The sequence below is a fragment of the Dysgonomonas sp. 216 genome (genome assembly GCF_010501065.1).
GTDB lineage: Bacteria > Bacteroidota > Bacteroidia > Bacteroidales > Dysgonomonadaceae > QVMM01.
On record NZ_QVMM01000001.1, the window covers coordinates 151,548 to 174,547 of the forward strand.

General features: G+C 38.9%; 31 protein-coding genes. 5 read left to right on the plus strand and 26 right to left on the minus strand.

Annotation, left to right across the window (positions count from 1 at the left end):
• Position 1: 1 nt before the first annotated feature.
• From rplO to D0T53_RS00815, 25 genes are all read right to left on the minus strand, one after another.
• Positions 2-451 (minus strand): 50S ribosomal protein L15, encoded by a 450-nt coding sequence (gene rplO, locus D0T53_RS00695; protein WP_163264045.1) that lies wholly within the window; start codon positions 449-451, stop codon positions 2-4.
• A 33-nt stretch (positions 452-484) separates the two neighbouring features.
• Entirely contained in the window at positions 485-661 is a 177-nt protein-coding gene (rpmD, locus tag D0T53_RS00700) for a 50S ribosomal protein L30 (RefSeq protein ID WP_163264047.1), read from the minus strand.
• 20 nt (positions 662-681) lie between these two features.
• Positions 682-1,200 carry a 30S ribosomal protein S5 gene (gene rpsE / locus D0T53_RS00705; protein WP_163264049.1) on the minus strand — a complete coding sequence of 173 codons (519 nt, stop codon included), beginning with the start codon at positions 1,198-1,200 and terminating at the stop codon, positions 682-684.
• A gap of 5 nt (positions 1,201-1,205) precedes the next feature.
• Positions 1,206-1,550, minus strand: coding sequence for a 50S ribosomal protein L18 (gene rplR, locus D0T53_RS00710; RefSeq protein ID WP_163264051.1), 345 nt, complete (start codon positions 1,548-1,550; stop codon positions 1,206-1,208).
• An 18-nt stretch (positions 1,551-1,568) separates the two neighbouring features.
• Complete coding sequence (gene rplF, locus D0T53_RS00715; protein ID WP_163264053.1) at positions 1,569-2,123, minus strand: 50S ribosomal protein L6; 555 nt, start codon at positions 2,121-2,123, stop codon at positions 1,569-1,571.
• A gap of 19 nt (positions 2,124-2,142) precedes the next feature.
• The gene (rpsH, locus tag D0T53_RS00720; RefSeq protein WP_163264055.1) at positions 2,143-2,541 is read right to left on the minus strand and encodes a 30S ribosomal protein S8; all 399 of its coding nucleotides are present in this window, start codon (positions 2,539-2,541) and stop codon (positions 2,143-2,145) included.
• A 70-nt stretch (positions 2,542-2,611) separates the two neighbouring features.
• Positions 2,612-2,881, minus strand: a complete 270-nt coding sequence (gene rpsN / locus D0T53_RS00725; RefSeq protein ID WP_163264057.1) for a 30S ribosomal protein S14 — start codon at positions 2,879-2,881, stop codon at positions 2,612-2,614.
• A 3-nt stretch (positions 2,882-2,884) separates the two neighbouring features.
• The gene (rplE, locus tag D0T53_RS00730) at positions 2,885-3,445 is read right to left on the minus strand and encodes a 50S ribosomal protein L5 (protein ID WP_163264059.1); all 561 of its coding nucleotides are present in this window, start codon (positions 3,443-3,445) and stop codon (positions 2,885-2,887) included.
• Entirely contained in the window at positions 3,445-3,765 is a 321-nt protein-coding gene (gene rplX, locus D0T53_RS00735) for a 50S ribosomal protein L24 (RefSeq protein ID WP_163264061.1), read from the minus strand. The genes rplE and rplX overlap by 1 nt, the downstream gene beginning before the upstream one ends.
• Before the next feature lie 18 nt (positions 3,766-3,783).
• Positions 3,784-4,149: a 50S ribosomal protein L14 gene (rplN, locus tag D0T53_RS00740; protein WP_163264063.1), complete on the minus strand. Its 366-nt coding sequence runs from the start codon at positions 4,147-4,149 to the stop codon at positions 3,784-3,786.
• 2 nt (positions 4,150-4,151) lie between these two features.
• A complete protein-coding gene (rpsQ, locus tag D0T53_RS00745; RefSeq protein WP_163264065.1) occupies positions 4,152-4,409 on the minus strand; it encodes a 30S ribosomal protein S17 in 258 nt (85 codons plus the stop codon).
• A gap of 10 nt (positions 4,410-4,419) precedes the next feature.
• Positions 4,420-4,614: a 50S ribosomal protein L29 gene (rpmC, locus tag D0T53_RS00750; RefSeq protein ID WP_163264067.1), complete on the minus strand. Its 195-nt coding sequence runs from the start codon at positions 4,612-4,614 to the stop codon at positions 4,420-4,422.
• Positions 4,615-4,617: 3 nt separating this feature from the next.
• Positions 4,618-5,049, minus strand: coding sequence for a 50S ribosomal protein L16 (gene rplP, locus D0T53_RS00755; protein WP_163264069.1), 432 nt, complete (start codon positions 5,047-5,049; stop codon positions 4,618-4,620).
• A 27-nt stretch (positions 5,050-5,076) separates the two neighbouring features.
• Entirely contained in the window at positions 5,077-5,811 is a 735-nt protein-coding gene (gene rpsC / locus D0T53_RS00760) for a 30S ribosomal protein S3 (protein ID WP_163264071.1), read from the minus strand.
• 7 nt (positions 5,812-5,818) lie between these two features.
• Positions 5,819-6,223, minus strand: a complete 405-nt coding sequence (gene rplV / locus D0T53_RS00765) for a 50S ribosomal protein L22 (RefSeq protein ID WP_163264073.1) — start codon at positions 6,221-6,223, stop codon at positions 5,819-5,821.
• A gap of 36 nt (positions 6,224-6,259) precedes the next feature.
• The gene (gene rpsS, locus D0T53_RS00770) at positions 6,260-6,529 is read right to left on the minus strand and encodes a 30S ribosomal protein S19 (RefSeq protein WP_163264075.1); all 270 of its coding nucleotides are present in this window, start codon (positions 6,527-6,529) and stop codon (positions 6,260-6,262) included.
• 22 nt (positions 6,530-6,551) lie between these two features.
• Positions 6,552-7,376 carry a 50S ribosomal protein L2 gene (gene rplB, locus D0T53_RS00775; protein WP_163264077.1) on the minus strand — a complete coding sequence of 275 codons (825 nt, stop codon included), beginning with the start codon at positions 7,374-7,376 and terminating at the stop codon, positions 6,552-6,554.
• Between the two features lie 7 nt (positions 7,377-7,383).
• Complete coding sequence (gene rplW, locus D0T53_RS00780; protein WP_163264079.1) at positions 7,384-7,677, minus strand: 50S ribosomal protein L23; 294 nt, start codon at positions 7,675-7,677, stop codon at positions 7,384-7,386.
• A 12-nt stretch (positions 7,678-7,689) separates the two neighbouring features.
• Entirely contained in the window at positions 7,690-8,319 is a 630-nt protein-coding gene (gene rplD / locus D0T53_RS00785) for a 50S ribosomal protein L4 (protein WP_163264081.1), read from the minus strand.
• Positions 8,319-8,939 (minus strand): 50S ribosomal protein L3, encoded by a 621-nt coding sequence (gene rplC / locus D0T53_RS00790; protein WP_163264083.1) that lies wholly within the window; start codon positions 8,937-8,939, stop codon positions 8,319-8,321. Before rplC ends, rplD begins: the two co-directional genes overlap by 1 nt.
• A 32-nt stretch (positions 8,940-8,971) precedes the next feature.
• A complete protein-coding gene (gene rpsJ / locus D0T53_RS00795; RefSeq protein WP_026626968.1) occupies positions 8,972-9,277 on the minus strand; it encodes a 30S ribosomal protein S10 in 306 nt (101 codons plus the stop codon).
• Positions 9,278-9,366: 89 nt separating this feature from the next.
• Positions 9,367-11,493, minus strand: coding sequence for an elongation factor G (gene fusA / locus D0T53_RS00800; protein WP_163264085.1), 2,127 nt, complete (start codon positions 11,491-11,493; stop codon positions 9,367-9,369).
• 18 nt (positions 11,494-11,511) lie between these two features.
• Entirely contained in the window at positions 11,512-11,988 is a 477-nt protein-coding gene (rpsG, locus tag D0T53_RS00805) for a 30S ribosomal protein S7 (protein WP_163264087.1), read from the minus strand.
• A 141-nt stretch (positions 11,989-12,129) separates the two neighbouring features.
• Complete coding sequence (gene rpsL, locus D0T53_RS00810) at positions 12,130-12,534, minus strand: 30S ribosomal protein S12 (RefSeq protein ID WP_163264089.1); 405 nt, start codon at positions 12,532-12,534, stop codon at positions 12,130-12,132.
• A 251-nt stretch (positions 12,535-12,785) separates the two neighbouring features.
• A complete protein-coding gene (locus D0T53_RS00815) occupies positions 12,786-13,973 on the minus strand; it encodes a M20 family metallopeptidase (RefSeq protein ID WP_163264091.1) in 1,188 nt (395 codons plus the stop codon).
• A 50-nt stretch (positions 13,974-14,023) separates the two neighbouring features.
• Here D0T53_RS00815 and yihA point away from each other — a divergent pair, with 50 nt between their 5' ends.
• The 5 genes from yihA (at position 14,024) to D0T53_RS00840 (ending at position 20,041) form a co-directional block, all read left to right on the plus strand.
• Positions 14,024-14,635: a ribosome biogenesis GTP-binding protein YihA/YsxC gene (yihA, locus tag D0T53_RS00820; protein WP_163264093.1), complete on the plus strand. Its 612-nt coding sequence runs from the start codon at positions 14,024-14,026 to the stop codon at positions 14,633-14,635.
• Complete coding sequence (locus tag D0T53_RS00825) at positions 14,632-16,251, plus strand: sulfatase-like hydrolase/transferase (RefSeq protein WP_163264095.1); 1,620 nt, start codon at positions 14,632-14,634, stop codon at positions 16,249-16,251. Before yihA ends, D0T53_RS00825 begins: the two co-directional genes overlap by 4 nt.
• Before the next feature lie 10 nt (positions 16,252-16,261).
• A complete protein-coding gene (locus D0T53_RS00830; RefSeq protein ID WP_163264097.1) occupies positions 16,262-17,878 on the plus strand; it encodes a phosphoethanolamine transferase in 1,617 nt (538 codons plus the stop codon).
• Positions 17,879-18,033: 155 nt separating this feature from the next.
• Complete coding sequence (gene serC, locus D0T53_RS00835) at positions 18,034-19,107, plus strand: 3-phosphoserine/phosphohydroxythreonine transaminase (RefSeq protein WP_163264099.1); 1,074 nt, start codon at positions 18,034-18,036, stop codon at positions 19,105-19,107.
• A 13-nt stretch (positions 19,108-19,120) separates the two neighbouring features.
• Positions 19,121-20,041 carry an NAD(P)-dependent oxidoreductase gene (locus tag D0T53_RS00840; protein ID WP_163264100.1) on the plus strand — a complete coding sequence of 307 codons (921 nt, stop codon included), beginning with the start codon at positions 19,121-19,123 and terminating at the stop codon, positions 20,039-20,041.
• A 75-nt stretch (positions 20,042-20,116) separates the two neighbouring features.
• Here D0T53_RS00840 and ppdK read toward each other — a convergent pair whose 3' ends face one another.
• Positions 20,117-22,855: a pyruvate, phosphate dikinase gene (gene ppdK / locus D0T53_RS00845; protein WP_163264102.1), complete on the minus strand. Its 2,739-nt coding sequence runs from the start codon at positions 22,853-22,855 to the stop codon at positions 20,117-20,119.
• Positions 22,856-23,000: the final 145 nt, after the last annotated feature.

Genomic DNA, 23,000 nt, shown 5'->3' on the forward strand with positions numbered 1-23,000 from the left:
GTTATTTCATTTTAGATACAGTTCCACCTACAGCCTGAATAGCAGCTTCTGCCGATTTTGAGAATGCATGAGCTTCTACTTCTAATTTAGCAGTTAAAGCTCCGTTTCCTAAAATCTTAACCAAATGGTTAGCAGATATAAATCCGGCGTTAATTAAAGCCTGAACATCGATTTTAGTCAGTTTTTGTTCGTCAGCTAAACGCTGCAAAACATCCAAATTGATAGGCTTGTACTCAACACGGTTAATGTTTTTGAAACCGAACTTTGGAAGACGACGTTGAATCGGCATCTGACCTCCTTCGAATCCGATCTTCTTTGAATATCCGGATCTCGATTTAGCTCCTTTATGACCTCTTGTAGAAGTACCGCCTAAACCCGAACCTGTTCCACGACCGATTCTTTTTCTAGTTTTAGTAGCACCTACAGCAGGTTTTAAACTTGATAAATTCATATTCGTTATTTTATCTTTCGTTCTGTTACTAAATTATCTCTCTACAGATACAAGGTGCTTAACTTTTTCGATCATCCCTAATATTGCAGGATTTTCTTCGTGCTCAACCACTCTGTTCAATTTTCTAAGACCAAGAGCATCTAATGTTCTTTTTTGATCTATAGGACAATTGATTCTGCTTCTTACTTGTTTAATTTTTATTTTTGCCATAACTTTTTCTTCTTGCAAATTTAACCTTTAAACACTTTCTCCATAGATACACCTCTGTTTTGAGCAACAGTGTAAGCATCTCTCAATTCGCCTAATGCCTCGATAGTAGCTTTCACCAAGTTATGAGGGTTTGACGATCCTTTAGATTTTGCAAGTACATCAGTTACACCAACACTTTCAAGAACGGCACGCATCGCACCCCCTGCTTTAACCCCTGTACCGGGAGCAGCTGGCTTAAGAAATACTTCCGAACCTCCAAAGCGCGCAACTTGTTCGTGAGGAATTGTACCTTTAAGAACAGGAACCTTTATAAGGTTCTTCTTTGCAGCTTCAACTCCTTTAGCAATGGCAGCTGTTACCTCGCCGGCTTTACCTAAGCCCCAACCAACTACGCCATCTTCGTTACCAACCACTACAATAGCAGCAAAACTGAAGGTACGACCTCCTTTTGTTACTTTTGTTACACGGTTAATAGCAACTAATCTGTCTTTTAATTCTATATCGTTGGTTGTTTTAACTCTATTACTAACTCTTGCCATTTCTATTAAAATTTAAGTCCGCCTTTACGGGCTGCGTCTGCCAATTCTTTAATTCTTCCGTGGTACAAGTAACCGTTACGATCGAAAACAACAGTTGTAACACCAGCTTCCTGAGCAGCTTTAGCAACCATTTCTCCTACTTTAGCAGCTAATTCTTTCTTTGGAGCTTTTTCTGTAATCTTCAAAGATGAAGCCGATGCTAAAGTTTTTCCTGTTAAATCATCAATTACTTGAGCGTAGATTTGTTTGTTGCTTCTGAAAACAGTCAAACGAGGACGCTCAGTTGTTCCTTGGATCTGACCACGAACGCGTAATTTTATTTTATATCTTCTTTCTGTCTTTGTTATCATAATTCATCAAAATTTCAATTATTTAGATGCCGATTTACCAGACTTACGACGGATTTGTTCGCCAACGAAACGTATACCTTTTCCTTTATAAGGCTCAGGTTTACGGAACGAACGGATTTTTGAACATACCTGACCGATAAGTTGTTTATCGCACGATTCCAGAATAATTAAAGGGTTTTTATTCTTTTCAGCTTTAGTTTCGAGCTTAACTTCGTTTGGCAACAACATAACAATAGGGTGAGTATACCCTAATGCCAATTCAAGAAGTTGTCCGTTATTAGTAGCTCTGTAACCAACCCCTACAAGTTCGAGTTCTTTACGATAACCTTCCGACACACCAACAACCATATTGTTTATCAACGATCTGAATAATCCATGGTTTGCACGTGTTTGTTTTTCGTCAGAAGGACGGCTTACTGTTAAAACAGTTCCGTCTACAGTTACTTTTATTTCCGGGTTTACGCTTTGCGTTAACTCTCCTTTAGGGCCTTTCACTGTAATAGTGTTATCATCAGCAACACTAACAGTTACACCTGCAGGGATGTTAATGGGTAATTTTCCTATTCTAGACATATATTATCCTCCCTCTTAATTAATAAACATAACATAATACTTCTCCACCCACTTTTGCATCGCGAGCTTCTTTATCTGTCATAACACCTTTAGAGGTAGATAATACAGCTATACCTAGTCCGTTAAGAACACGAGGCATGTCTTTATACCCTACATATTTACGTAGACCTGGTGTTGAAATACGAATCAGTTTTTTGATTGCATTTACTTTATTCACCGGATCGTACTTCAAGGCAATTTTGATTGAGCCTTGAGGTCCTTCTTCTACAAACTTGTAATTAAGGATGTAGCCTTTCTCCATTAAGATCTTTGTGATCTCTTTTTTCAAGTTAGACGCAGGTATTTCTACCACACGGTGGTTTGCACTGATGGCATTCCTGATTCGCGTCAAATAGTCCGCTATTGGATCTGTTGTCATAAAAAATGTTTTTAAATTAATCCCGTAACCCGGGACAATATTTAATTAACACTAAAAAAATTAGTCAGTTTTACCAGCTTGCTTTCTTAACTCCCGGTATCAACCCCTTAGAGGCCATTTCTCTAAACTGAATACGAGAAATTCCGAATTGACGGATATAACCTTTAGGACGACCTGTTAAGCTACAACGGTTGTGCAAACGCACAGGCGATGCATTTTTAGGTAGTGCCTGAAGTGCCTCGTAGTCGCCTTCAGCTTTGAGTTGAGCTCTTTTAGCAGCATATTTAGCAACTAATTTTGCTCTTTTCACCTCGCGGGCTTTCATTGATTCTTTTGCCATATATCAAGCTTTTTTTGCATTCTTAAACGGTAAACCAAATTCTCTTAACAGAGCGTAACCTTCTTCGTCTGTTTTTGCAGAGGTCACAAAGGTAATATTCATTCCCAATATTTTACTAATATTATCGATATTAATTTCAGGGAAGATTATTTGCTCTTCGATACCTAACGTATAGTTTCCACGTCCGTCAAGTTTACTTTCGATACCTTTAAAGTCGCGGATACGGGGAAGTGCTACTCTGATAAGTCTTTCTAAAAATTCGTACATGTTATCGTTACGCAATGTTACCATTACTCCGATAGGCATTTTTTTACGAAGTTTAAAGTTCGAAATATCTTTCTTTGACACAGTCGCTACAGCTTTTTGTCCTGTAATAGCAGTTATTTCGTTTATTGCTGTTTCGATAATCTTTTTATCGGCAACTGCAATACCTAAACCTTGGTTCACTACTATTTTTTTCAACACCGGAACTTGCATGTTCGACTTGTAACCGAATTCTTTCATCAAAGAAGAAACAATACGGTCTTTATATTCTTTCTTAAGATTTGCTGTATTGCTACTCATTATTTAATCTCCTCCCCTGACTTTTTAGCGTAACGTACTAGTTTTCCATTAGCTCCAACTTTACGGCCTACACGTGTAGCTTTACCTGTTTTAGGATCAACCACGTTTAGGTTCGAAATATGTATAGAAGCTTCTACTTTCTCAATTCCTCCTTGAGGATTTTTAGCATTAGGCTTAGCATGTTTCGTTACCATATTCAGGCCTTCAACAATAGCACGTTGCTTTTCAACAAGAACTTTTAATACACGTCCTGTACGTCCTTTGTCTTTTCCTGTGTTAACGAAAACAATATCGCCTTTCTTTATATGTAATTTGCTCATTACCTATGGTTTTATTAGTTATAGTACCTCTGGTGCAAGAGAAACAATTTTCATATTTGTTGCACGAAGTTCACGGGCAACAGGTCCGAAAATACGACTTCCTCTGATATCGCCTCCGGCATTTAACAGTACACAAGCATTGTCGTCGAAACGGATATATGATCCGTCGGGACGACGAATTTCTTTTTTCGTACGTACTACTATCGCCTTAGTTACAGCACCTTTTTTAATATCACTTGAAGGGATTACGTTTTTGATAGCAACCACGATTACATCCCCTACTGATGCATAGCGTCTTCTTGTTCCGCCTAATACACGGATACACAAACATTCTCTTGCGCCACTGTTATCAGTTACTACTAGTCTCGATTCTTGTTGTATCATAATTACTTAGCCCTTTCAATTATTTCTACTAATCTCCATCTTTTCAGTTTACTTAAAGGACGGGTTTCCATTATACGTACTGTATCGCCAATGCTACACTCGTTCTTCTCGTCATGAGCATGATATTTCTTCGTTTTGTTAACGAACTTTCCATAGATAGGGTGTTTCTCTTTCCATTTTACAGCAACAGTAATGGTTTTATCCATTTTATTACTGAAAACGACCCCGATTCTTTCTTTTCTTAAATTTCTCGTTTCCATTAACTCTCAGTTATTTTTTTAGTTCTCTTTGGCGCAATTCAGTAAGCATACGAGCAACTGTTCTACGCTTTTTCTTAATTTCTACAGGGTTATCCAATGGAGTAACACTGTGACTGAGTACCATTTGATCTAGAGCTATTTTTTCAGCATCTATTCTCTCCAGTAATTCTTTATCCGATAGTTCTCTTACTTCTGCAATTTTCATAGCTTACGAATTTTGAGTTAAATCATAATCTCTACGTACTACAAATTTTGTAGTCACGGGAAGCTTTTGTGCTGCTAAGCGCAATGCTTCTTTTGCCACATCATAAGATACACCTTCGATTTCGAAAAGTATTCTTCCTGGAGTAACTGGAGCAACAAAACCTTCGGGCGAACCTTTACCCTTACCCATACGCACTTCGGCTGGTTTTTTGGTAATTGGTTTATCAGGGAATATTCTTACCCACACTTGCCCTTGACGTTGCATGTAACGAGTTACAGCAATACGAGCCGCTTCAATTTGACGTCCTGTAATCCATTTCGAATCTAATGTTTTGATTCCAAATGAACCGAAAGCCAATTCATGCCCTCTTTGGGCATTTCCTTTCATACGACCTTTTTGCTGTCTTCTGAATTTTGTTTTTTTCGGTTGTAACATTTTAACTCTGTTTCAAACGTTTAATACTTATTTTCTCTTTCCTTTCTTGAAACCTCTTCCACCATCTCTGTTGCCACGGTTACTTCCTTGAGATCCGTTTTCTTTGCTTTGAGTGAATGATGGAGCAAGGTCTTTCTTACCGTAAACTTCTCCACGGCAAATCCATACTTTTATACCAATCAAACCAACTTTGGTCAACGCTTCGGCGTGTGCATAGTCGATATCGGCACGGAATGTATGAAGCGGAGTACGTCCTTCTTTATACATTTCCGAACGAGCCATCTCAGCTCCGTTCAAACGACCCGACACCTGAACTTTGATACCTTCGGCACCCATTCTCATAGTAGCGGCGATAGCCATTTTAACGGCACGACGATAAGCGATTTTACCTTCAACCTGACGAGCAATATTGTTTGCTACAATAACAGCATCAAGTTCAGGTTTTTTGATTTCAAAGATGTTGATTTGAATATCTTTGTCTGTAATCTTTTTCAACTCTTCTTTCAGTTTGTCTACTTCCTGACCACCTTTACCGATTATGATACCGGGGCGTGCAGTACAAACTGTGATTGTAACGAGTTTCAAAGTTCTTTCAATAATAATACGAGATACACTTGCTTTAGCAAGACGGGCATTCAGATATTTACGGATTTTAGTATCTTCAAGCAATGTATCGCCATACTTTTTACCGCCATACCAGTTAGAATCCCATCCCCTGATGATTCCTAAACGATTAGATATCGGATTTGTTTTTTGTCCCATCTGCTATTTAATTTTGATTATTGTTAAGTGTATCCACGTACAAAGTAACGTGATTAGAACGTTTACGAATTCTGTAACCTCTTCCTTGTGGAGCAGGACGCAAGCGTTTAAGCATTGTTCCTCCGTCTACTGTGATCGAAGAGATAAATAGTTCTCCGGCTTCGGCTTTACGCTCATTTTTAGCTTCCCAGTTAGCTATGGCTGACTTCAGAAGTTTTTCAACACGTATAGAAGCTTCTTTATTCGAGAATTTCAAAGTTCCAAGAGCTTTGAATACTTCCATTCCACGAACCATATCTGCTACTAAACGCATTTTACGAGGAGAAGTCGGCACATTGTTCAACTTAGCGAAAGAAACGCTCTTTTTGGCTTCTTTTATCGCTGTTGCTGCTCTTTCTTTTCTCTTACCCATTTTTACTGTTTCTTTTTATTTTATCAGGGTTTCCTATTATTTTTTCTTATTACCACCATGTCCGCGGAATGTACGTGTAAGAGAAAACTCTCCTAACTTATGACCTACCATGTTTTCTGTGATGTAAACAGGAATAAATTTATTTCCGTTATGCACAGCTATAGTATGTCCTACAAAATCCGGCGATATCATTGATGCTCTTGCCCATGTTTTAACTACAGCTTTTTTGCCCGACTCATTCATAGCCAAGACTTTCTTTTCAAGCTTTACATTAATATAAGGGCCTTTTTTTAACGAACGACTCATAGTTGTTTTTAATTAAATCAGATTATTTCTTTCTTCTTTCAATTATGTACTTAGAAGAATGTTTCTTCGGTGCTCTTGTTTTAAGCCCCTTAGCGTACAATCCTTTACGTGATCTTGGGTGTCCTCCCGAAGAGCGACCTTCACCACCACCCATTGGGTGATCGACAGGGTTCATCACAACACCACGGTTGTGTGGGCGACGTCCAAGCCATCTAGAGCGTCCGGCTTTACCTGATTTTTCAAGCGCATGATCTGAGTTTCCTACACTACCGATTGTTGCTTTACAAGATAGAAGAATCTTGCGAGTTTCACCCGAAGGCATTTTGATAATTGCATAGCTTCCTTCGCGAGAAGTTAACTGTGCAAATGTACCTGCCGAGCGAACCATTTTAGCTCCTTGACCGGGACGTAATTCTATATTGTGAATTACTGTACCGATAGGAATTTTCGCTAATGGTAATGCATTTCCTACTTCAGGAGCAGCATCTGCTCCCGACATCACTGTCTGACCAACTTCCAAACCGTTAGGAGCAAGCATATATGCTTTTTCTCCGTCGGCATAAAACAACAATGCGATACGAGCCGAACGGTTCGGATCGTATTCTATTGTTTTTACAATGGCTGGAACTCCGTCTTTTGTTCTCTTGAAGTCGATAATTCTGTATTTCCTTTTATGACCACCTCCAAGATAACGCATTGTCATCTTACCGGTATTGTTACGGCCACCTGAAGTATTCTTTCCGACTACAAGCGATTTCTCTGGTACATTTGTTGTGATGCTTTCAAAAGTACCAATAACTTTGTGTCTTTGCCCCGGTGTTGTGGGCTTTAATTTACGTACTGCCATTTTTTATTTAGATATTACTAAAAAAGTCTATAATTTCGCCCTCTTTCAAGGTAACGATTGCTTTCTTGAATGCAGGAGTTTTACCCGATATTACACCCGATTTTGTATAACGGCTTTTGCGTTTTCCGGCATAATTCATTGTGTTTACTCTAACTACACTCACGTTATATAGCTGCTCTACTGCATTTTTGATATCCACTTTATTAGCAGTAGGAACAACACGAAAAGCATAACGATTTGGATACTTTTCAGTAATCGCTGTTTGCTTTTCTGTTAATATTGGTTTTATCAAAATTCCCATTTTTTATTCTCCTTATGCTTTAAAAAGGTTATCAATTGCTGCTACTGACGATTCGGCCAACAATAAACATGTGCAATCCAAAATCGAGTAAGTGTTTAACTCAGAAGCAGTTATAACTTTAACTCTTTGCAAATTTCGAGCCGACAAATATACGTTTTTATTTTGATCTGGCAAAACCAAAAGTAGCTTTTTATCAGCAACTTGCAAGCTGTTAGCCATAGCAACGAAATCTTTTGTTTTTGGAGCATCGAACGATAAGTCCTCAACTACCATTATCTGATTTTCTTTTGCTTTGTAAGCTAAAGCCGATTTACGAGCTAACGCTTTTACTTTTTTGTTCAGTTTGAAACTATAGTTACGAGGACGTGGACCAAATACACGAGCACCACCTACAAGTACAGGAGAGTTGATATCACCACGACGTGCACCACCACTACCTTTTTGACGGATAAGCTTACGAGTACTTCCCGACATTTCGCTTCTCTCTTTCGATTTGTGTGTACCTTGACGCTGATTAGCCATATATTGTTTAACATCTAACCAAATAACATGGTCATTTGGCTCGATGCCATAAATAGCATCATTCAAAGTAACTTTCTTTCCGGTTTCTTTACCGCTTATATTAAATACACTAAGTTCCATTATTTCTCAATTAATACGATTGAACCTTTGCTTCCCGGAACAGAACCTTTAATCAATAACAGATTATGCTCTGCAATAACTTTGATAATCTCTAGGTTTTGAACAGTAACACGTACGTTACCCATTTGTCCACCCATTCTTGTTCCCTTAAAAACTTTAGCTGGATAAGAACATGCTCCGATCGAACCCGGTGCACGCAAGCGGTTGTGCTGCCCTAAAGTAGCTTCTCCTACCCCACGGAATCCGTGACGTTTAACAACCCCCTGAAATCCCTTACCTTTCGATGTACCTACAACATCAACAAAAACTACGTTTTCGTCAAAAACCTGATCTACAGTCAGCACATCTCCAAGTTTGCAATCAGTAAATCCTTTGAACTCAGCCAAGTGCCTTTTTGGAGTTACTCCTGCTTTCTTAAAATGTCCCATAAGAGGTTTAGATGTGTGTTTATCCTTTTTATCGGCAAACCCCAACTGAACCGCTTCGTAACCATCTGTATCAGCAGTTTTTACTTGAGTAACAACACAAGGACCTACTTCGATAACAGTGCATGGAACGTTTTTTCCATCGGCACTGAATACGGATGTCATTCCGATTTTCTTTCCTAATAATCCTGGCATTTCTTTTTTATTTTACTATTAATACTCTCTGATCAAACTTTAATTTCTACTTCTACACCACTTGGCAACTCAAGTTTCATAAGCGCATCTACTGTTTTAGCTGTTGAGCTATAGATGTCGATAAGTCTTTTATACGAAGACAATTCGAATTGCTCACGAGACTTCTTGTTAACGAAAGTCGAACGGTTTACTGTAAAAATACGTTTGTGTGTTGGTAATGGAATTGGGCCACTAACCACTGCACCTGTAGCTTTTACTGTTTTAACGATTTTCTCTGCCGACTTGTCAACCAGGTTGTAATCGTAAGATTTCAGTTTGATTCTGATTTTTTGACTCATGTCTTTTTTTATTATTTATAATTCATAATTAAGCATGCAAACCATAATTAAGAGTCATTTACTAACTACGGTTTGCACACCTCGATTTTCTATTTTATAAGATCGACACGCCCTTGAGCTTCTGTCAATACTTGTTTAGCAATAGAAGAAGAAACCTCTTCGTAGTGCGAGAATGTCATTGAAGACGTTGCACGACCCGAAGTAATAGTTCTTAATGCTGTAACATATCCGAACATTTCGGCCAAAGGAACTTTAGCTTTAACGATACGCGCACCAGAACGGTTAGATTCCATACCTTCAACTTGACCACGACGCTTATTCAAGTCAGAAATCACGTCACCCATACTTTCTTCAGGAGTAACAACTTCTACTTTCATAATAGGTTCAAGAAGAACAGGACGAGCTTTTTCTGAAGCAGCTCTGTATGCCTGCATAGCACAAAGTTCGTATGACAACTGGTCAGAGTCAACTGGGTGATAAGAACCATCAACAAGCACAACTTTCAGTTTTTCTACCGCAAAACCGGCAAGAACCCCTGTAGTCATAGCACGAGCAAATCCCTTTTGTACAGATGGAATAAATTCTTTAGGAATATTACCACCTTTCACCTCATCTACAAACTGAAGGCTTCCTTCGAAATCTGCATCAGCAGGACCAACTTTAACAATGATATCGGCAAATTTACCACGACCCCCTGTTTGTTTTTTGTAAACTTCACGAAGCTCTACTGTTTCGGTCAATGCCTCACGGTAAGCAACCTGAGGACGTCCTTGGTTACATTCAACTTTAAACTCACGTTTCAAACGGTCGATAATAATTTCCAAGTGAAGCTCACCCATACCCTCAATAATAGTTTGACCACTATCTTCGTCAGTATGAACACGGAATGTTGGATCTTCTTCCGACAGCTTAGCTAAACCGTTAGAAAGTTTATCAATATCTTTTTGAGTTTTAGGCTCTATCGAAATACCAATAACCGGATCGGGGAAGTCTATAGCTTCTAACACAATAGGATGTGCCTCGTCGCAAAGAGTATCTCCTGTACGAATATCTTTAAACCCAACTCCTGCACCTATATCACCAGTTCCGATAACTTCCTTCGGATTTTGTTTATTTGAGTGCATTTGGAATAAGCGCGAAATACGCTCTTTCTTTTCCGAACGTGTATTATATACGTAAGAACCCGCATTCAATTCACCCGAATATACACGGAAGAAACACAAACGTCCTACAAATGGGTCGGTCGCAATTTTAAACGCCAACGCACATAGAGGCTCTTCCGGATTTGGCTTACGAACTAAAACTTTATCAGGATCGCGAGGATCTGTACCTTCGATAGCCGGAGTATCGGCAGGACTAGGTAGATATAAACAAACCGCATCCAGCAAAGGCTGAACTCCTTTATTTTTGAATGAAGATCCACACAACATTGGCATGATCTGCATTGCAAGAGTTCCTTTACGAATAGCTACTCTGATTTCATCTTCTGTTATAGTCGATGGATCGTCAAAGTATTTCTCCATAACTGTATCATCACACTCTGCGATAGTTTCAAGTAAGTTATCTCTCCACTCATTTGCTTCATCAACAAATTCGGCAGGAATTTCTTCTACAGTATAATCAGCACCCATTGCTTCATCGTGCCAGAACATTGCTTTCATTGTTACCAAGTCAACAATTCCTCTGAACTTTTCTTCTGCACCAACAGGTATCTGTATAGGGCAAGCAACTGCGCCCAACATTTCTTTTATCTGACGAGAAACTTCAAGGAAGTTCGCTCCCGAACGGTCCATTTTGTTCACATAACAAATACGGGGTACATTGTATTTATCAGCCTGACGCCAAACAGTTTCAGACTGAGGCTCAACACCCGACACCGCATCGAATGCAGCAATTGCACCGTCCAAAATACGTAGCGAACGCTCTACTTCCACTGTAAAGTCAACGTGCCCCGGAGTATCAATAAGGTTGATTTTAAACATCTCGTTATTGTACTTCCATTGGGTAGTTGTAGCAGCAGAAGTAATTGTGATACCACGTTCCTGTTCTTGTTCCATCCAGTCCATAGTAGCGGCACCATCGTGCACCTCACCAATTTTGTGAGTCAGACCTGTATAGAAAAGAATACGTTCCGAAGTAGTCGTTTTACCGGCATCAATGTGAGCCATGATGCCTATATTTCTGGTATTTTTTAAATTATCTGTACTTTTTGCCATTGTTTTTTACTCCCTTAATTAAAATCTGAAATGAGCGAACGCACGGTTAGCTTCGGCCATACGATGCATGTCCTCTTTCTTTTTATAAGCACCACCTTGACTGTTGAATGCATCAACAATTTCGGCTGCCAATTTATCTGCCATTGATTTACCTCCTCTTTTACGAGAGAAAAGAATAAGGTTTTTCATACAAATAGACTCTTTACGGTCAGGACGAATTTCTGTTGGCACTTGGAATGTAGCACCACCAACACGACGAGATTTAACTTCGACCTGAGGTGTAATATTATCCAAAGCTGCTTTCCAAATTTCTAATGGAGATTTTTCTTCGTTAGGTAATTTTGTTTTCACAACATCTAACGCTGAATAAAAAATTGTGAACGCGATACTTTTTTTACCGTCGTACATTAAATGGTTAACAAATTTTGTAACCTTTACATCACCGAAGACAGGATCAGGTAATATCTGTCTTTTCTTTGGTTTTGCTTTTCTCATTGTTTTTCTTCAATTTAAATTGTTTGGCTGCTAATCTTTGTATCTTCAATAATTCCTCCGAATTATTTACTCAACCTTTTCTTTTAGCCTACCTAAAAAATAATAATTTAATTTTTTTGATAAAATAATCTTATTTACCGATTATTTTTTCTTTGCTGTAGCAGCTGCTGCTCCTGGTTTTGGACGTTTTGCCCCATACTTAGAGCGTCTTTGCGTACGACCATTCACACCAGCAGTATCCAATGTACCACGAACGATGTGATAGCGTACCCCCGGAAGATCTTTCACACGACCACCTCTAACCAACACAATAGAGTGCTCTTGCAAGTTATGTCCTTCTCCAGGAATATAAGCATTCACCTCTTTTGAGTTTGTTAAACGCACACGCGCTACTTTACGCATCGCCGAGTTAGGTTTCTTTGGCGTAGTAGTATAAACTCTTACACAAACACCACGTCTTTGAGGACATGAATCTAATGCTGGAGATTTACTCTTGTCAACCAAAACAGCCCGTCCTTTTCTTACTAATTGTTGAATTGTAGGCATCTTTTTTTACTTTAAAACTTAAAATTAAATTTATTTTCAATTATTTGCATTAAATAACTTATGCGACAAAAGCCACCAATAACCACATGACTATCAATTAAATAGCCAAGATTATCCGGTGAATTTCACACAAACGAGTCGCAAAATTACACATTATCAATAAGATATACAAATATTTACTAAAAAAAATAGCCATAAGATTGTTTTTATCTCATGACTATATATCAAATACGTATAAACGATTTTCTTTATCAGCTACAATATTTTAAAGCCAGATAAACCATTGTTCCAACCGATGTTTTTAAAGAATCTTCATCAATCAGAAATGTAGAAGTATGCAAACCCGTACAGTTTTGTGCACCAACAACCCCAAATCGATAAAATGTAGAAGGATACACCTGAGAGAAAAAACCAAAATCTTCCGAAGTCATACGCTTAGGCAATCCGGCCACCTTTTCGTCTCCTAAAAACTCAATAGCAAACTGTTTCATTAACGCCGTAACCCCCTCGTCGTTGTAAGTACATGGATACCCATCGTAAACGTCTATTTCGCATTCGCAGCCATAAGCCAAAGCCGTATTTTTTGCAATTTCCACTATTATATTTTTCGCCTTCATCCTTTCGTCTTCGTCCATACACCTCAATGTTCCGGCAAGAACAACTTCGTCGGGTATTACATTTGTTGCCCCGTCAGCAATAAATTTCCCGAACGAAAGCACCATTGGCTTAAATGGGTTTGAGCGACGACTCACCACTTGTTGCATTGCCACTACAACCTGAGATGCAGCCAAAACCGTATCATTTAATAAATGAGGCAATGCACCATGTCCGCCTTTGCCTTTTATTTTAAGATGTACTTCATCGGCAGAAGCCATTATCACCCCATCCTGAAAGCCAACAGTACCAACCGGATAATCGACATAAACATGTTGCCCTACCATTACATCAGGTTTTAATTCGTCAAAGACCCCATCTTCGAGCATAAGACGGGCACCACCGGGATGTTTCTCTTCCCCCGGTTGAAAAACAAACAACACAGTACCATCCAATCTATCTTTCATCCCATTTATTATCTTTACAACAGACAACAAACTAGCCGTATGCGAATCGTGCCCACAAGCATGCATCACCCCATCGTTTTCCGATTTATACTCAACATCATTCGCCTCAGTTATAGGTAAAGCGTCCATATCGGCTCGAAGAGCTATTGTTTTGCCTTCGGGATTCCGCCCCTTTATCCATGCCAACACCCCAAAACCTCCTATTTTATCACGAAAGCCTACCCCCATGTTTTTCAAAACAGAAACCACGTATTCCGAAGTATTTTTTTCATGAAACGACAGTTCGGGACGGCGGTGCAAATATCTATAATGCTCCACCGTTTCGGGATGAAGCTTATCAACCTCTTTTTTTATAAGATGGGCAAGTTCTTTATCCATAGCTTTAAAATTGTATATTTGTATCGAATAAAACAAAGATACAAAGAAGAATGATTATAAAAGATGCAAAATTTGTCATAAGTAACACCGATTACAACAAATGCCCTCAGGATGGAAAACCCGAATACGCTTTCATCGGACGATCGAATGTCGGCAAATCGTCATTAATCAACATGCTAACTAACCGCAAGGGGCTTGCTATGACTTCGTCGAAACCCGGCAAGACACAACTTATAAACCATTTTATCATAAACGACGATTGGTATCTTGTGGATCTTCCCGGATATGGTTACGCCCAGCGAGGCAAAGATGGACGAGAGCGCATACGAATCATTATCGACTCGTATATACAAAACAGAGAAGCCCTTACCAACCTATTTGTTTTATTAGACTGCCGACATGAACCTCAGAAAATCGATCTTGAGTTTATTGAATGGCTTGGCGAAAACGGCATTCCATTCTCGATAATTTTCACAAAAACGGATAAACTAAGTAAGTCTAAATCGAAATCCAATATCGATTTATACATTGAAAAGCTTAGAGAAACATGGGAAGAACTTCCCCCTATATTCCTTACCTCGTCAGAATACAAAATCGGGCGTGACGAAGTACTTAACTATATTGACAGCATTAACAAGGAAATTCAGAACCCTTCGCGATGAAAATTTCAGACATTTTGCGAGTAAAGGATAATAAATTTACGATAATAACCTTCCTTTTATTATTTATCATTGCTTTCACCTTACGATTAAGCATAAAGGAGTTTTCGTTAGCCAGCATTATATTCAGCATTACCAATGTCCTCATTCTATACCTTTTTACAGATACAATCGCACGTACATTTTTACGGATTCCGTTAATCGTTTTTCTTTCGTCCTTAATTACCGTCGACACGACATTGATGCTTGTTTATAACAATCCTTTAAATTATGGAGTCATCGCATCAATATTTGAGACGAACATTTCCGAAACATTAAGTATGGGTAAATTTATTTTCCCCATAGGCATTACTGTATTAATCTTAATTTCGTACCTGATTATTAAAACAACGGCAGAATTTAAAAGACGGAAACAACTAAAATTATATTTAACAATACCAACATTCTTAATTCTCTTATTCATCGTCCCTCCCATCCTTGATTATCAAGGTTCGATAAATTCATCAAACCTAAAATCGTATACCAAAACCTTTTGGAAAGACCCATTATTATTATATTCCAATATAATATACGTAAAGTATCCGCTTGTTATAAACGATATATTTGTAACTATTTCGTATTTCGACGAGATGAAAAAATACAAAAATGAAATACTAAGCGACAAAGTTTTACCCGAAGGTATTTCGCTTGATAAAAACAACACTAACAAGCCCGATAAAATAATATTTGTTATTGGCGAAAGCTCATATTCAGCCCACTACTCGCTGTATGGGTACAGTATAAAGACAACACCATCGCTCGACAGCCTCTACAACAACACAAACCTTCTTTCTTTTTACAAAAACATTATATCATCGGCAAGTTATACGCGCGATGCTCTACGTATAGCTTTATCGTTTGCCACCCCACACGAAGAACAGCCTTTTATTAATCAAAAAAACATACTGAATCTTGCAAAAGACGCAGGATATGAAACTTCGTGGATATCGAACCATGGAAAGTATGGTCTGCACAACACTTTTTTAGGCATGGTTGCATCCCACGCCGATTATAAATATTACGAAGACACGAACAACGACCTCGATTTGATTCCACTGCTGCAACAACAACTAAAAGACAGCAATAAGCAACAATTTATCACTGTTCACTTAAGAGGAAGCCACAAGTCTTATAGCGATAAATTTGACAAGCAAGACACCCAGATGCTAGGCTCGGAAGGCAAAACAATAGATTATGATAAGTCGATACATCACACCGATAGGGTCTTAAAAAAAATAGTTGAATTAACGAACGATAGTTGCTTTAAGTCTGTCATCTATTATTTTTCCGATCATGGCGAGGTCATTAATACCGGGCATGCAATTCTCAACAAATGGAAATGCCAGTATCAGGTCCCCCTAGTACTAATACAAAACAAGCCGTTTTTAGACACCGACAACATTATCAGAAAATATTACGACAGCAGAAACAGAATAAATACAAATGCAACACCTTATATATTGGGCGAAATTATGGGCTACTCTATAACAGATAGTCTTGTTGAAAAAACAAAAAGAGACGGGCTATACATTTATCAGGCCGACGGCTCGGTTATCCTATTCGATAACATTGTTGATTAAACAGAAGCAAATGAATAACAGTGAACTAAAAAATATTATAAAAGAAAATAAATACACAACAATCTGCTTTTGTTTGTTATTTGCGTTTGCGCTACTATTAAGGCTCAGCATAAAAGAGATATCCTTCAGCAGTATTTTTTTCTCTTTACTCAACACAGCATTCATTTATATTGTTATAGCCTGTTTTTCAAAAACAATAATAAGAATCCCTCTATCAATTATTATAGCACTACTCATTGCTATTGATATAACCGTTTTGTACACATGTGGCGAGGCTCTGAATTACGGCATATTGGCATCTATATTAGAGACTAACACAGAAGAAGCCTACAGTATGTCGGGTCTGTATTTACCTATGGGTGCAATTACATTTATCCTTTTAAGTTTTATTTTAATCAAGACCTCAAACGAACTAAAAAAATCGTCGAAAATCAACATATACTTCACTGCCCTCTTTCTTATTTTGAGCATCTTTTGCATACCTCTTTTTTTGGAAATAAAATCAGGCGGAGACAACATAAACGTTGCCAAAGAAAAAGCAAAGTCATCGATCAGTTATTTTTTCGCCAGAATTATACCGATAAAATACCCGCTTATCGTTAGCGATTTCTTCTTGTACGCTGCCTATAAAACCGATATGAAAACAATTACCTCATCTGTTAATATCCCAAAACAATTACCTCAAGGCATATCGGTAAAAACAGAAAGCAACGTTCCTGAGAAAATAATATTTATTATAGGCGAAAGTTCGTACAACGCTCACTATTCACTTTACGGATATAATTTAAATACCACTCCGTTTTTAGACAGTTTAAACAACAACAGCAATCTGCTGAACTTTTACAACAATGCTATAAGTTCGGCCAACTACACCCGCGACGCCTTACGAATAAGCCTATCGTTTGCTTCGCCGCAAAATGGTCAAGCATTTCTTGACAAAAAAAACATTGTACACCTTGCCGAAGATGCAGGATATGAAACATACTGGATTTCGAACCAGTCGAAATATGGGCCAGTAGATTCTTTTGTTGGCATAATTTCGGCTACGGCACAAAACTCGTATTACGAAAAAAAACTCCGACGCGATGATCTGGAACTCATCCCTGTCCTAAAACAAGCCTTAGAAAACGACAAAAAGCAATTCATTACCCTTCATCTGTCGGGCAGCCACATGATGTATGACGAACGCTACGATGAAACAGACACTAAAGCATTAGGATCGGACGGAAAGACTATAGAATACGATAAGTCGGTACATCACACCGATAGAGTTTTGCGTGAAGCGTTTTCAACCATAAATAAAGCGCATCAAAAAGCGCTGATATATTACTTTTCCGACCATGGGGAGCAGGTAAACGTAGGACACTCCATACCTAACAAATGGAAATCTCAGTACCAAGTACCTTTAATTATAATACAAAACAAGCCATTTTTAGACACCAACAGCATTATCTGCAAATATTACGACAGCAGGAGTAGAATAAATACAAACGCAACGCCTTACATATTGGGCGAAATTATGGGTTACTCAATAACCGACAGTCTTATTGAAAAAACTAAAAGAGACGGACTGTACATTTATCAGGCTGATGGATCGGTAATACCATTCGACAATATCATTGATTGACAAGTAGACTTGCTATTTTATCACAGAAAAAAGCCGGACAAAATAAATTTTGATATTTTTATTCGGTTTTTACTTGCTATATGTAATGATTCAAATAATAAATTATTAATTTTGGGGTTCGTCAATCGAACAACAACTCTAATTTTATATAATGTATGAAAAAGCATAATTTTAGTGCGGGACCATCAATCCTACCTCAACAAACAATTAAGGGAACAGCCGAAGCTATTCTCGACTTCAACAATTCTGGTTTGTCGTTAATGGAGATAAGCCACAGAAGTAAAGGTTTTCAGGCCGTAATGGACGAAGCCATAGAACTATTTAAGGAACTACTTAACATACCCGAAGGTTATTCGGTTATATTCCTTGGGGGAGGAGCAAGCCTTCAGTTCTGCATGGCACCTTTCAACTTGTTAGAAAAGAAAGCTGCTTATCTGAACACCGGAACATGGGCTAACAAAGCAATGAAAGAAGCTAAATTATTTGGCGAAGTTGTTGAAGTAGCAACATCGAAACCTGATAATTACACTTACATACCTAAAAACTACGAAATACCTGCCGATGCAGATTATTTCCATATAACAACTAACAATACCATATTTGGAACAGAACTACATACAGACATTGACTCGCCTGTACCTTTGGTAGCCGACATGTCGTCCGACATTTTTGCTCGAGTTATCGATGTATCGAAATATGGTCTTATCTACGGAGGAGCGCAAAAAAATCTTGCTCCCGCCGGCGTTACTTTCGTTATTGTAAAAGACGAATTGCTTGGTAAAGTTAGCCGCCCGATACCAACCATGTTGGACTACCGTACACATATCGAAAATGGTTCTATGTTCAATACACCTCCTGTAGTACCTATTTATGCAGCTGTTGAAACCTTAAGATGGTTAAAAGCAATGGGCGGGGTTCCTGCAATGGAAAAACTGAACAAAGAAAAAGCGACTATTCTGTATAACGAAATAGACCGCAATCCATTGTTCCGTGGCACATGTGCTGTTGAAGACCGTTCGTTAATGAATGTTTGCTTTGTTATGACAGACGAATACAAGGACCTTGAAGCCGATTTCCTTAAATTCGCAATAGAAAAAGGAATGGACGGAATTAAAGGTCACCGTTCGGTTGGAGGTTTCCGTGCATCTATTTACAACGCTATGCCAAAAGAAAGTGTACAAGCATTGATAGATTGCATGCAAGAATTCGAAAAACAACATGCTAAATAATTAATAAACAACAATGAAAGTATTAATAGCAACAGAAAAACCGTTTGCAAAAGAAGCGGTTGCAGGAATAAAAGAAGTACTTGACCAAGCTGGTTTTGAAACTGTATTGCTCGAAAAATATACCGACAAACAACAGCTGCTCGACGCTGTTGCAACTGCCGATGCTGCAATATTACGTAGCGACATTTTTGACAAAGAAGTACTCGATGCCGGAAAACAATTAAAAATAGTTGTTCGTGCCGGTGCTGGTTACGACAACATAGATCTTGCTGCTGCTACAGCAAACAACATATGTGCAATGAATACTCCCGGACAAAACGCAAATGCTGTTGCCGAACTTGCATTCGGTTTAGCAGTTTATGCAATCCGTAACTTCTATAACGGAACATCGGGGACTGAACTTGCAGGCAAAAAACTCGGTATTCATGCTTATGGTAATGTAGGACGCAATGTTGCCCGCATAGCAAAAGGATTCAACATGGATGTTTATGCATTCGACCCATTCCTTTCGGCCGAAGCTATCGAAAAGGAAGGAGTAAAAGCTGTAGGATCGGTTGAAGAATTATATTCTACTTGCCAGTTTGTATCGGTAAATATACCGGCAACTGCCGAAACTAAAAACTCTATCAATTACGCATTGTTGAGCAAAATGCCTCAAAAAGCTGTTATTATAAACACTGCTCGCAAAGAGGTTATCAACGAAGCCGAAATGGTAAAAGTTTTAGCTGAACGCACCGACATGAAATATGTTACCGACATTATGCCCGGCAACCATGCTGAGATGGCTGAAAAATTTGAAGGAAGATATTTCTCTACTCCTAAAAAAATGGGAGCTCAAACAGCCGAAGCCAATACCAACGCAGGTATAGCGGCAGCAAAACAAATTGTAGATTTCATTAAAAATGGAAACGACAGATTTAGAGTAAACAAGTAATTACTCCTGAATTTACAATAAAAAGTAGAGGCTGTCCCGTATTCGGACAGCCTCTGCTCTTTCAATCTTAGCTCGTTAATTTTCGAACCTTATAGCGGCTTGCGCTGCTGCCAACCGTGCAATTGGAACGCGGTATGGCGAACAACTTACATAGTTGAGCCCGATAATGTGGCAGAACTCTATTGAAGATGGTTCACCACCATGTTCGCCACAAATACCAACACTAAGCGACGGACGGGTTAAACGCCCTTTACTAACAGCCATTTTAATCAGCTCGCCAACACCTTCCCTATCAATAACCTGAAATGGGTCGACCCCCAATATTCCACTATCGAGATAAATAGGAAGGAATTTACCAATATCGTCACGAGAGAACCCGTAGGTCATCTGGGTAAGGTCATTTGTTCCTACCGAGAAAAATTCGGCCGACTCGGCTATTTTATCGGCTGTAATAGCGGCACGCGGAACCTCTATCATCGAACCTATTTCATACTTTATCGTATCGCCCATTTCGGTAAACACCTTTTGAGCAGTACTTCTTATCACATTTTCCTGATACTTCATCTCCATAATGCTACTAGTAAGAGGTACCATTATTTCGGGATGCGTATCAATACCTTCTTTTTTCAGCTTAATAGCAGCCTGAAGTATGGCACGCGTTTGCATTTCGGCTATTTCGGGATACGTATTTGCTAAACGGCATCCCCTATGCCCTAACATAGGATTCATTTCATGCAGAGCATTGATTTTTTGTTTGATACGGCTTTCGGATATATGCATAGCTTCTACCATTTCCTCGATGCCTTTAATATCGCGCGGCAAGAATTCGTGCAATGGAGGATCAAGCAGGCGAATAGTTACCGGAAGCCCGTTCATAACAGTAAATATGCCTTCAAAATCTTTTTGCTGCAATGGAAGAAGCTTTGCTAACGCTTTTTTACGTTCTTCGGTATTTTCGGCCAATATCATTTCGCGCATAGCAATAATTTTATCGCCTTCGAAAAACATATGCTCAGTACGACAAAGCCCTATACCAACAGCCCCAAAGTCGCGTGCAACTTTCGCATCGTGTGGCGTATCGGCATTTGCACGAACATCAAGACGAGCATATTTATTGGTCAATTCCATCAAAGAGGCAAAATCTTTGCTCATTTCGGCAGGTTTAGTCTCTACCTGACCTTCGTACACCTCTCCTGTCGATCCGTTTAGTGATATCCAATCGCCTTCGCGATAAGTTTTTCCATTTGCAGTAACAGTGCGCATTTTATAATTAATACGCAGATCGGCAACACCCGACACACAACATTTACCCATACCACGGGCAACAACTGCTGCATGAGAGGTCATACCTCCCCGAGCGGTAAGTATACCTTCGGCAACAGCCATACCTTTTAAGTCTTCGGCCGATGTTTCGATTCTTACCAATATGAGTTTTCGACCTGCATGCTCTTTTACTATATGCTCGGCATCGTCGGCAAAAAATATAATTTGACCCGATGATGCTCCCGGAGATGCGGGAAGACCTTTTGCTATAACCTTAGCTTTTTTTAGTGCCTGTGGATTGAACACCGGATGCAATAATTCATCAATACGCTGTGGTTCAACCCTTAACATCGCTTCTTTTTCTGTAATAAGCCCTTCTTTCAGCATATCTACAGCAATTTTAACCGCTGCGGTTCCTGTACGTTTTCCGTTACGGGTTTGTAAAAGCCATAATTTACCATCCTGAATAGTGAACTCAAGGTCTTGCATATCCTTGTAATGCAATTCTAATTTCTTCTGAAATGCGTTTAATTGCCGAAATACTTCGGGCATTAACTCTTCGAGCGAAGGGCCATTCGTTTTTCGGTCTTCTTCCGATATGCCTTGCAGTGCTGCCCAATCTTGCGATCCCTTTTTGGTTATTTGTTGAGGGGTTCTGATGCCCGCTACAACGTCTTCGCCTTGTGCATTAATCAAGTATTCGCCGTTGAATACGTTTTCGCCGGTAGCAGAATCGCGGGTAAAAGCAACACCCGAACCCGAATTATCGTTCATGTTACCAAAAACCATAGCTTGCACGTTTACGGCTGTACCCCATTCTTCGGGGATGTTGTTAAGTTTGCGATAGAATATTGCCCTGTCGTTCATCCAACTTTCGAACACCGCCATTATGGCATTCCAGAGCTGAGTCCATGGATCAGAAGGAAAATCCTGCCCTGTTTTATCTTTTATCGTTTTTTTGAATCTTACGGTTAGCTCTTTCAAGTCGTCAGTTGTAAATTCCGAGTCCATCTTTATGCCTTTTTCCTCTTTTAGTTGCCCAATTATTTCTTCGAAGATATCTTCGTCATCTTTTTCGATGGGGTTTAGCCCCATAACTACATCTCCATACATTTGAATAAATCTGCGATACGAGTCCCAAGCCAAACGGGCATTTCCGCTGCGGTTAATAATAGCCTTTACGGTATCTTCGTTCATTCCCAAATTAAGAATAGTATCCATCATCCCCGGCATAGACGCCCTTGCACCCGATCGAACCGAAACTAACAGGGGATTAGTATTGTCTCCAAATTTAGAATCACCAACAATGTTTTCTGTTTTCTCTATTGCTTCTTTAACCTCCTTTTCAAGCAATTTTATTGTATTTTCTTTTCCTTGTTTGTAAAAGTCGTTACAAACTTCTGTAGTAATTGTAAATCCCGGCGGAACCGGAATTTCCAGCAAGCTCATCTCAGCTAAATTAGCTCCTTTCCCACCTAATAATTCTTTCATTGTAGCATTACCTTCGGTGATTTTACCGCCGAAAAAGTAAACGTGCTTTCTCTCTTTCATATGCTCAAGATTTAGAAGGTTATAATAATAGAACAATAATCACATATATATAGTTTTATATAACTGTTCCTATTAAATTCAGATAACAACGCCATGCTATCCCAAATATAATAAAAAATTGGAATTAATGTTTTATTATTCTGTG

Excerpts from the sequence above, each read along its gene's own strand:
- rplO (WP_163264045.1), bottom strand. The coding sequence starts at position 451 with ATGAATTTATCAAGTTTAAAACCTGCTGTAGGTGCTACTAAAACTAGA.
- rpmD (WP_163264047.1), bottom strand. The coding sequence starts at position 661 with ATGGCAAAAATAAAAATTAAACAAGTAAGAAGCAGAATCAATTGTCCT.
- rpsE (WP_163264049.1), bottom strand. The coding sequence starts at position 1,200 with ATGGCAAGAGTTAGTAATAGAGTTAAAACAACCAACGATATAGAATTA.
- rplR (WP_163264051.1), bottom strand. The coding sequence starts at position 1,550 with ATGATAACAAAGACAGAAAGAAGATATAAAATAAAATTACGCGTTCGT.
- rplF (WP_163264053.1), bottom strand. The coding sequence starts at position 2,123 with ATGTCTAGAATAGGAAAATTACCCATTAACATCCCTGCAGGTGTAACT.
- rpsH (WP_163264055.1), bottom strand. The coding sequence starts at position 2,541 with ATGACAACAGATCCAATAGCGGACTATTTGACGCGAATCAGGAATGCC.
- rpsN (WP_163264057.1), bottom strand. The coding sequence starts at position 2,881 with ATGGCAAAAGAATCAATGAAAGCCCGCGAGGTGAAAAGAGCAAAATTA.
- rplE (WP_163264059.1), bottom strand. The coding sequence starts at position 3,445 with ATGAGTAGCAATACAGCAAATCTTAAGAAAGAATATAAAGACCGTATT.
- rplX (WP_163264061.1), bottom strand. The coding sequence starts at position 3,765 with ATGAGCAAATTACATATAAAGAAAGGCGATATTGTTTTCGTTAACACA.
- rplN (WP_163264063.1), bottom strand. The coding sequence starts at position 4,149 with ATGATACAACAAGAATCGAGACTAGTAGTAACTGATAACAGTGGCGCA.
- rpsQ (WP_163264065.1), bottom strand. The coding sequence starts at position 4,409 with ATGGAAACGAGAAATTTAAGAAAAGAAAGAATCGGGGTCGTTTTCAGT.
- rpmC (WP_163264067.1), bottom strand. The coding sequence starts at position 4,614 with ATGAAAATTGCAGAAGTAAGAGAACTATCGGATAAAGAATTACTGGAG.
- rplP (WP_163264069.1), bottom strand. The coding sequence starts at position 5,049 with ATGTTACAACCGAAAAAAACAAAATTCAGAAGACAGCAAAAAGGTCGT.
- rpsC (WP_163264071.1), bottom strand. The coding sequence starts at position 5,811 with ATGGGACAAAAAACAAATCCGATATCTAATCGTTTAGGAATCATCAGG.
- rplV (WP_163264073.1), bottom strand. The coding sequence starts at position 6,223 with ATGGGTAAGAGAAAAGAAAGAGCAGCAACAGCGATAAAAGAAGCCAAA.
- rpsS (WP_163264075.1), bottom strand. The coding sequence starts at position 6,529 with ATGAGTCGTTCGTTAAAAAAAGGCCCTTATATTAATGTAAAGCTTGAA.
- rplB (WP_163264077.1), bottom strand. The coding sequence starts at position 7,376 with ATGGCAGTACGTAAATTAAAGCCCACAACACCGGGGCAAAGACACAAA.
- rplW (WP_163264079.1), bottom strand. The coding sequence starts at position 7,677 with ATGGGAATTTTGATAAAACCAATATTAACAGAAAAGCAAACAGCGATT.
- rplD (WP_163264081.1), bottom strand. The coding sequence starts at position 8,319 with ATGGAACTTAGTGTATTTAATATAAGCGGTAAAGAAACCGGAAAGAAA.
- rplC (WP_163264083.1), bottom strand. The coding sequence starts at position 8,939 with ATGCCAGGATTATTAGGAAAGAAAATCGGAATGACATCCGTATTCAGT.
- rpsJ (WP_026626968.1), bottom strand. The coding sequence starts at position 9,277 with ATGAGTCAAAAAATCAGAATCAAACTGAAATCTTACGATTACAACCTG.
- fusA (WP_163264085.1), bottom strand. The coding sequence starts at position 11,493 with ATGGCAAAAAGTACAGATAATTTAAAAAATACCAGAAATATAGGCATC.
- rpsG (WP_163264087.1), bottom strand. The coding sequence starts at position 11,988 with ATGAGAAAAGCAAAACCAAAGAAAAGACAGATATTACCTGATCCTGTC.
- rpsL (WP_163264089.1), bottom strand. The coding sequence starts at position 12,534 with ATGCCTACAATTCAACAATTAGTAAGAAAAGGACGGGCTGTTTTGGTT.
- D0T53_RS00815 (WP_163264091.1), bottom strand. The coding sequence starts at position 13,973 with ATGGATAAAGAACTTGCCCATCTTATAAAAAAAGAGGTTGATAAGCTT.
- yihA (WP_163264093.1), top strand. The coding sequence starts at position 14,024 with ATGATTATAAAAGATGCAAAATTTGTCATAAGTAACACCGATTACAAC.
- D0T53_RS00825 (WP_163264095.1), top strand. The coding sequence starts at position 14,632 with ATGAAAATTTCAGACATTTTGCGAGTAAAGGATAATAAATTTACGATA.
- D0T53_RS00830 (WP_163264097.1), top strand. The coding sequence starts at position 16,262 with ATGAATAACAGTGAACTAAAAAATATTATAAAAGAAAATAAATACACA.
- serC (WP_163264099.1), top strand. The coding sequence starts at position 18,034 with ATGAAAAAGCATAATTTTAGTGCGGGACCATCAATCCTACCTCAACAA.
- D0T53_RS00840 (WP_163264100.1), top strand. The coding sequence starts at position 19,121 with ATGAAAGTATTAATAGCAACAGAAAAACCGTTTGCAAAAGAAGCGGTT.
- ppdK (WP_163264102.1), bottom strand. The coding sequence starts at position 22,855 with ATGAAAGAGAGAAAGCACGTTTACTTTTTCGGCGGTAAAATCACCGAA.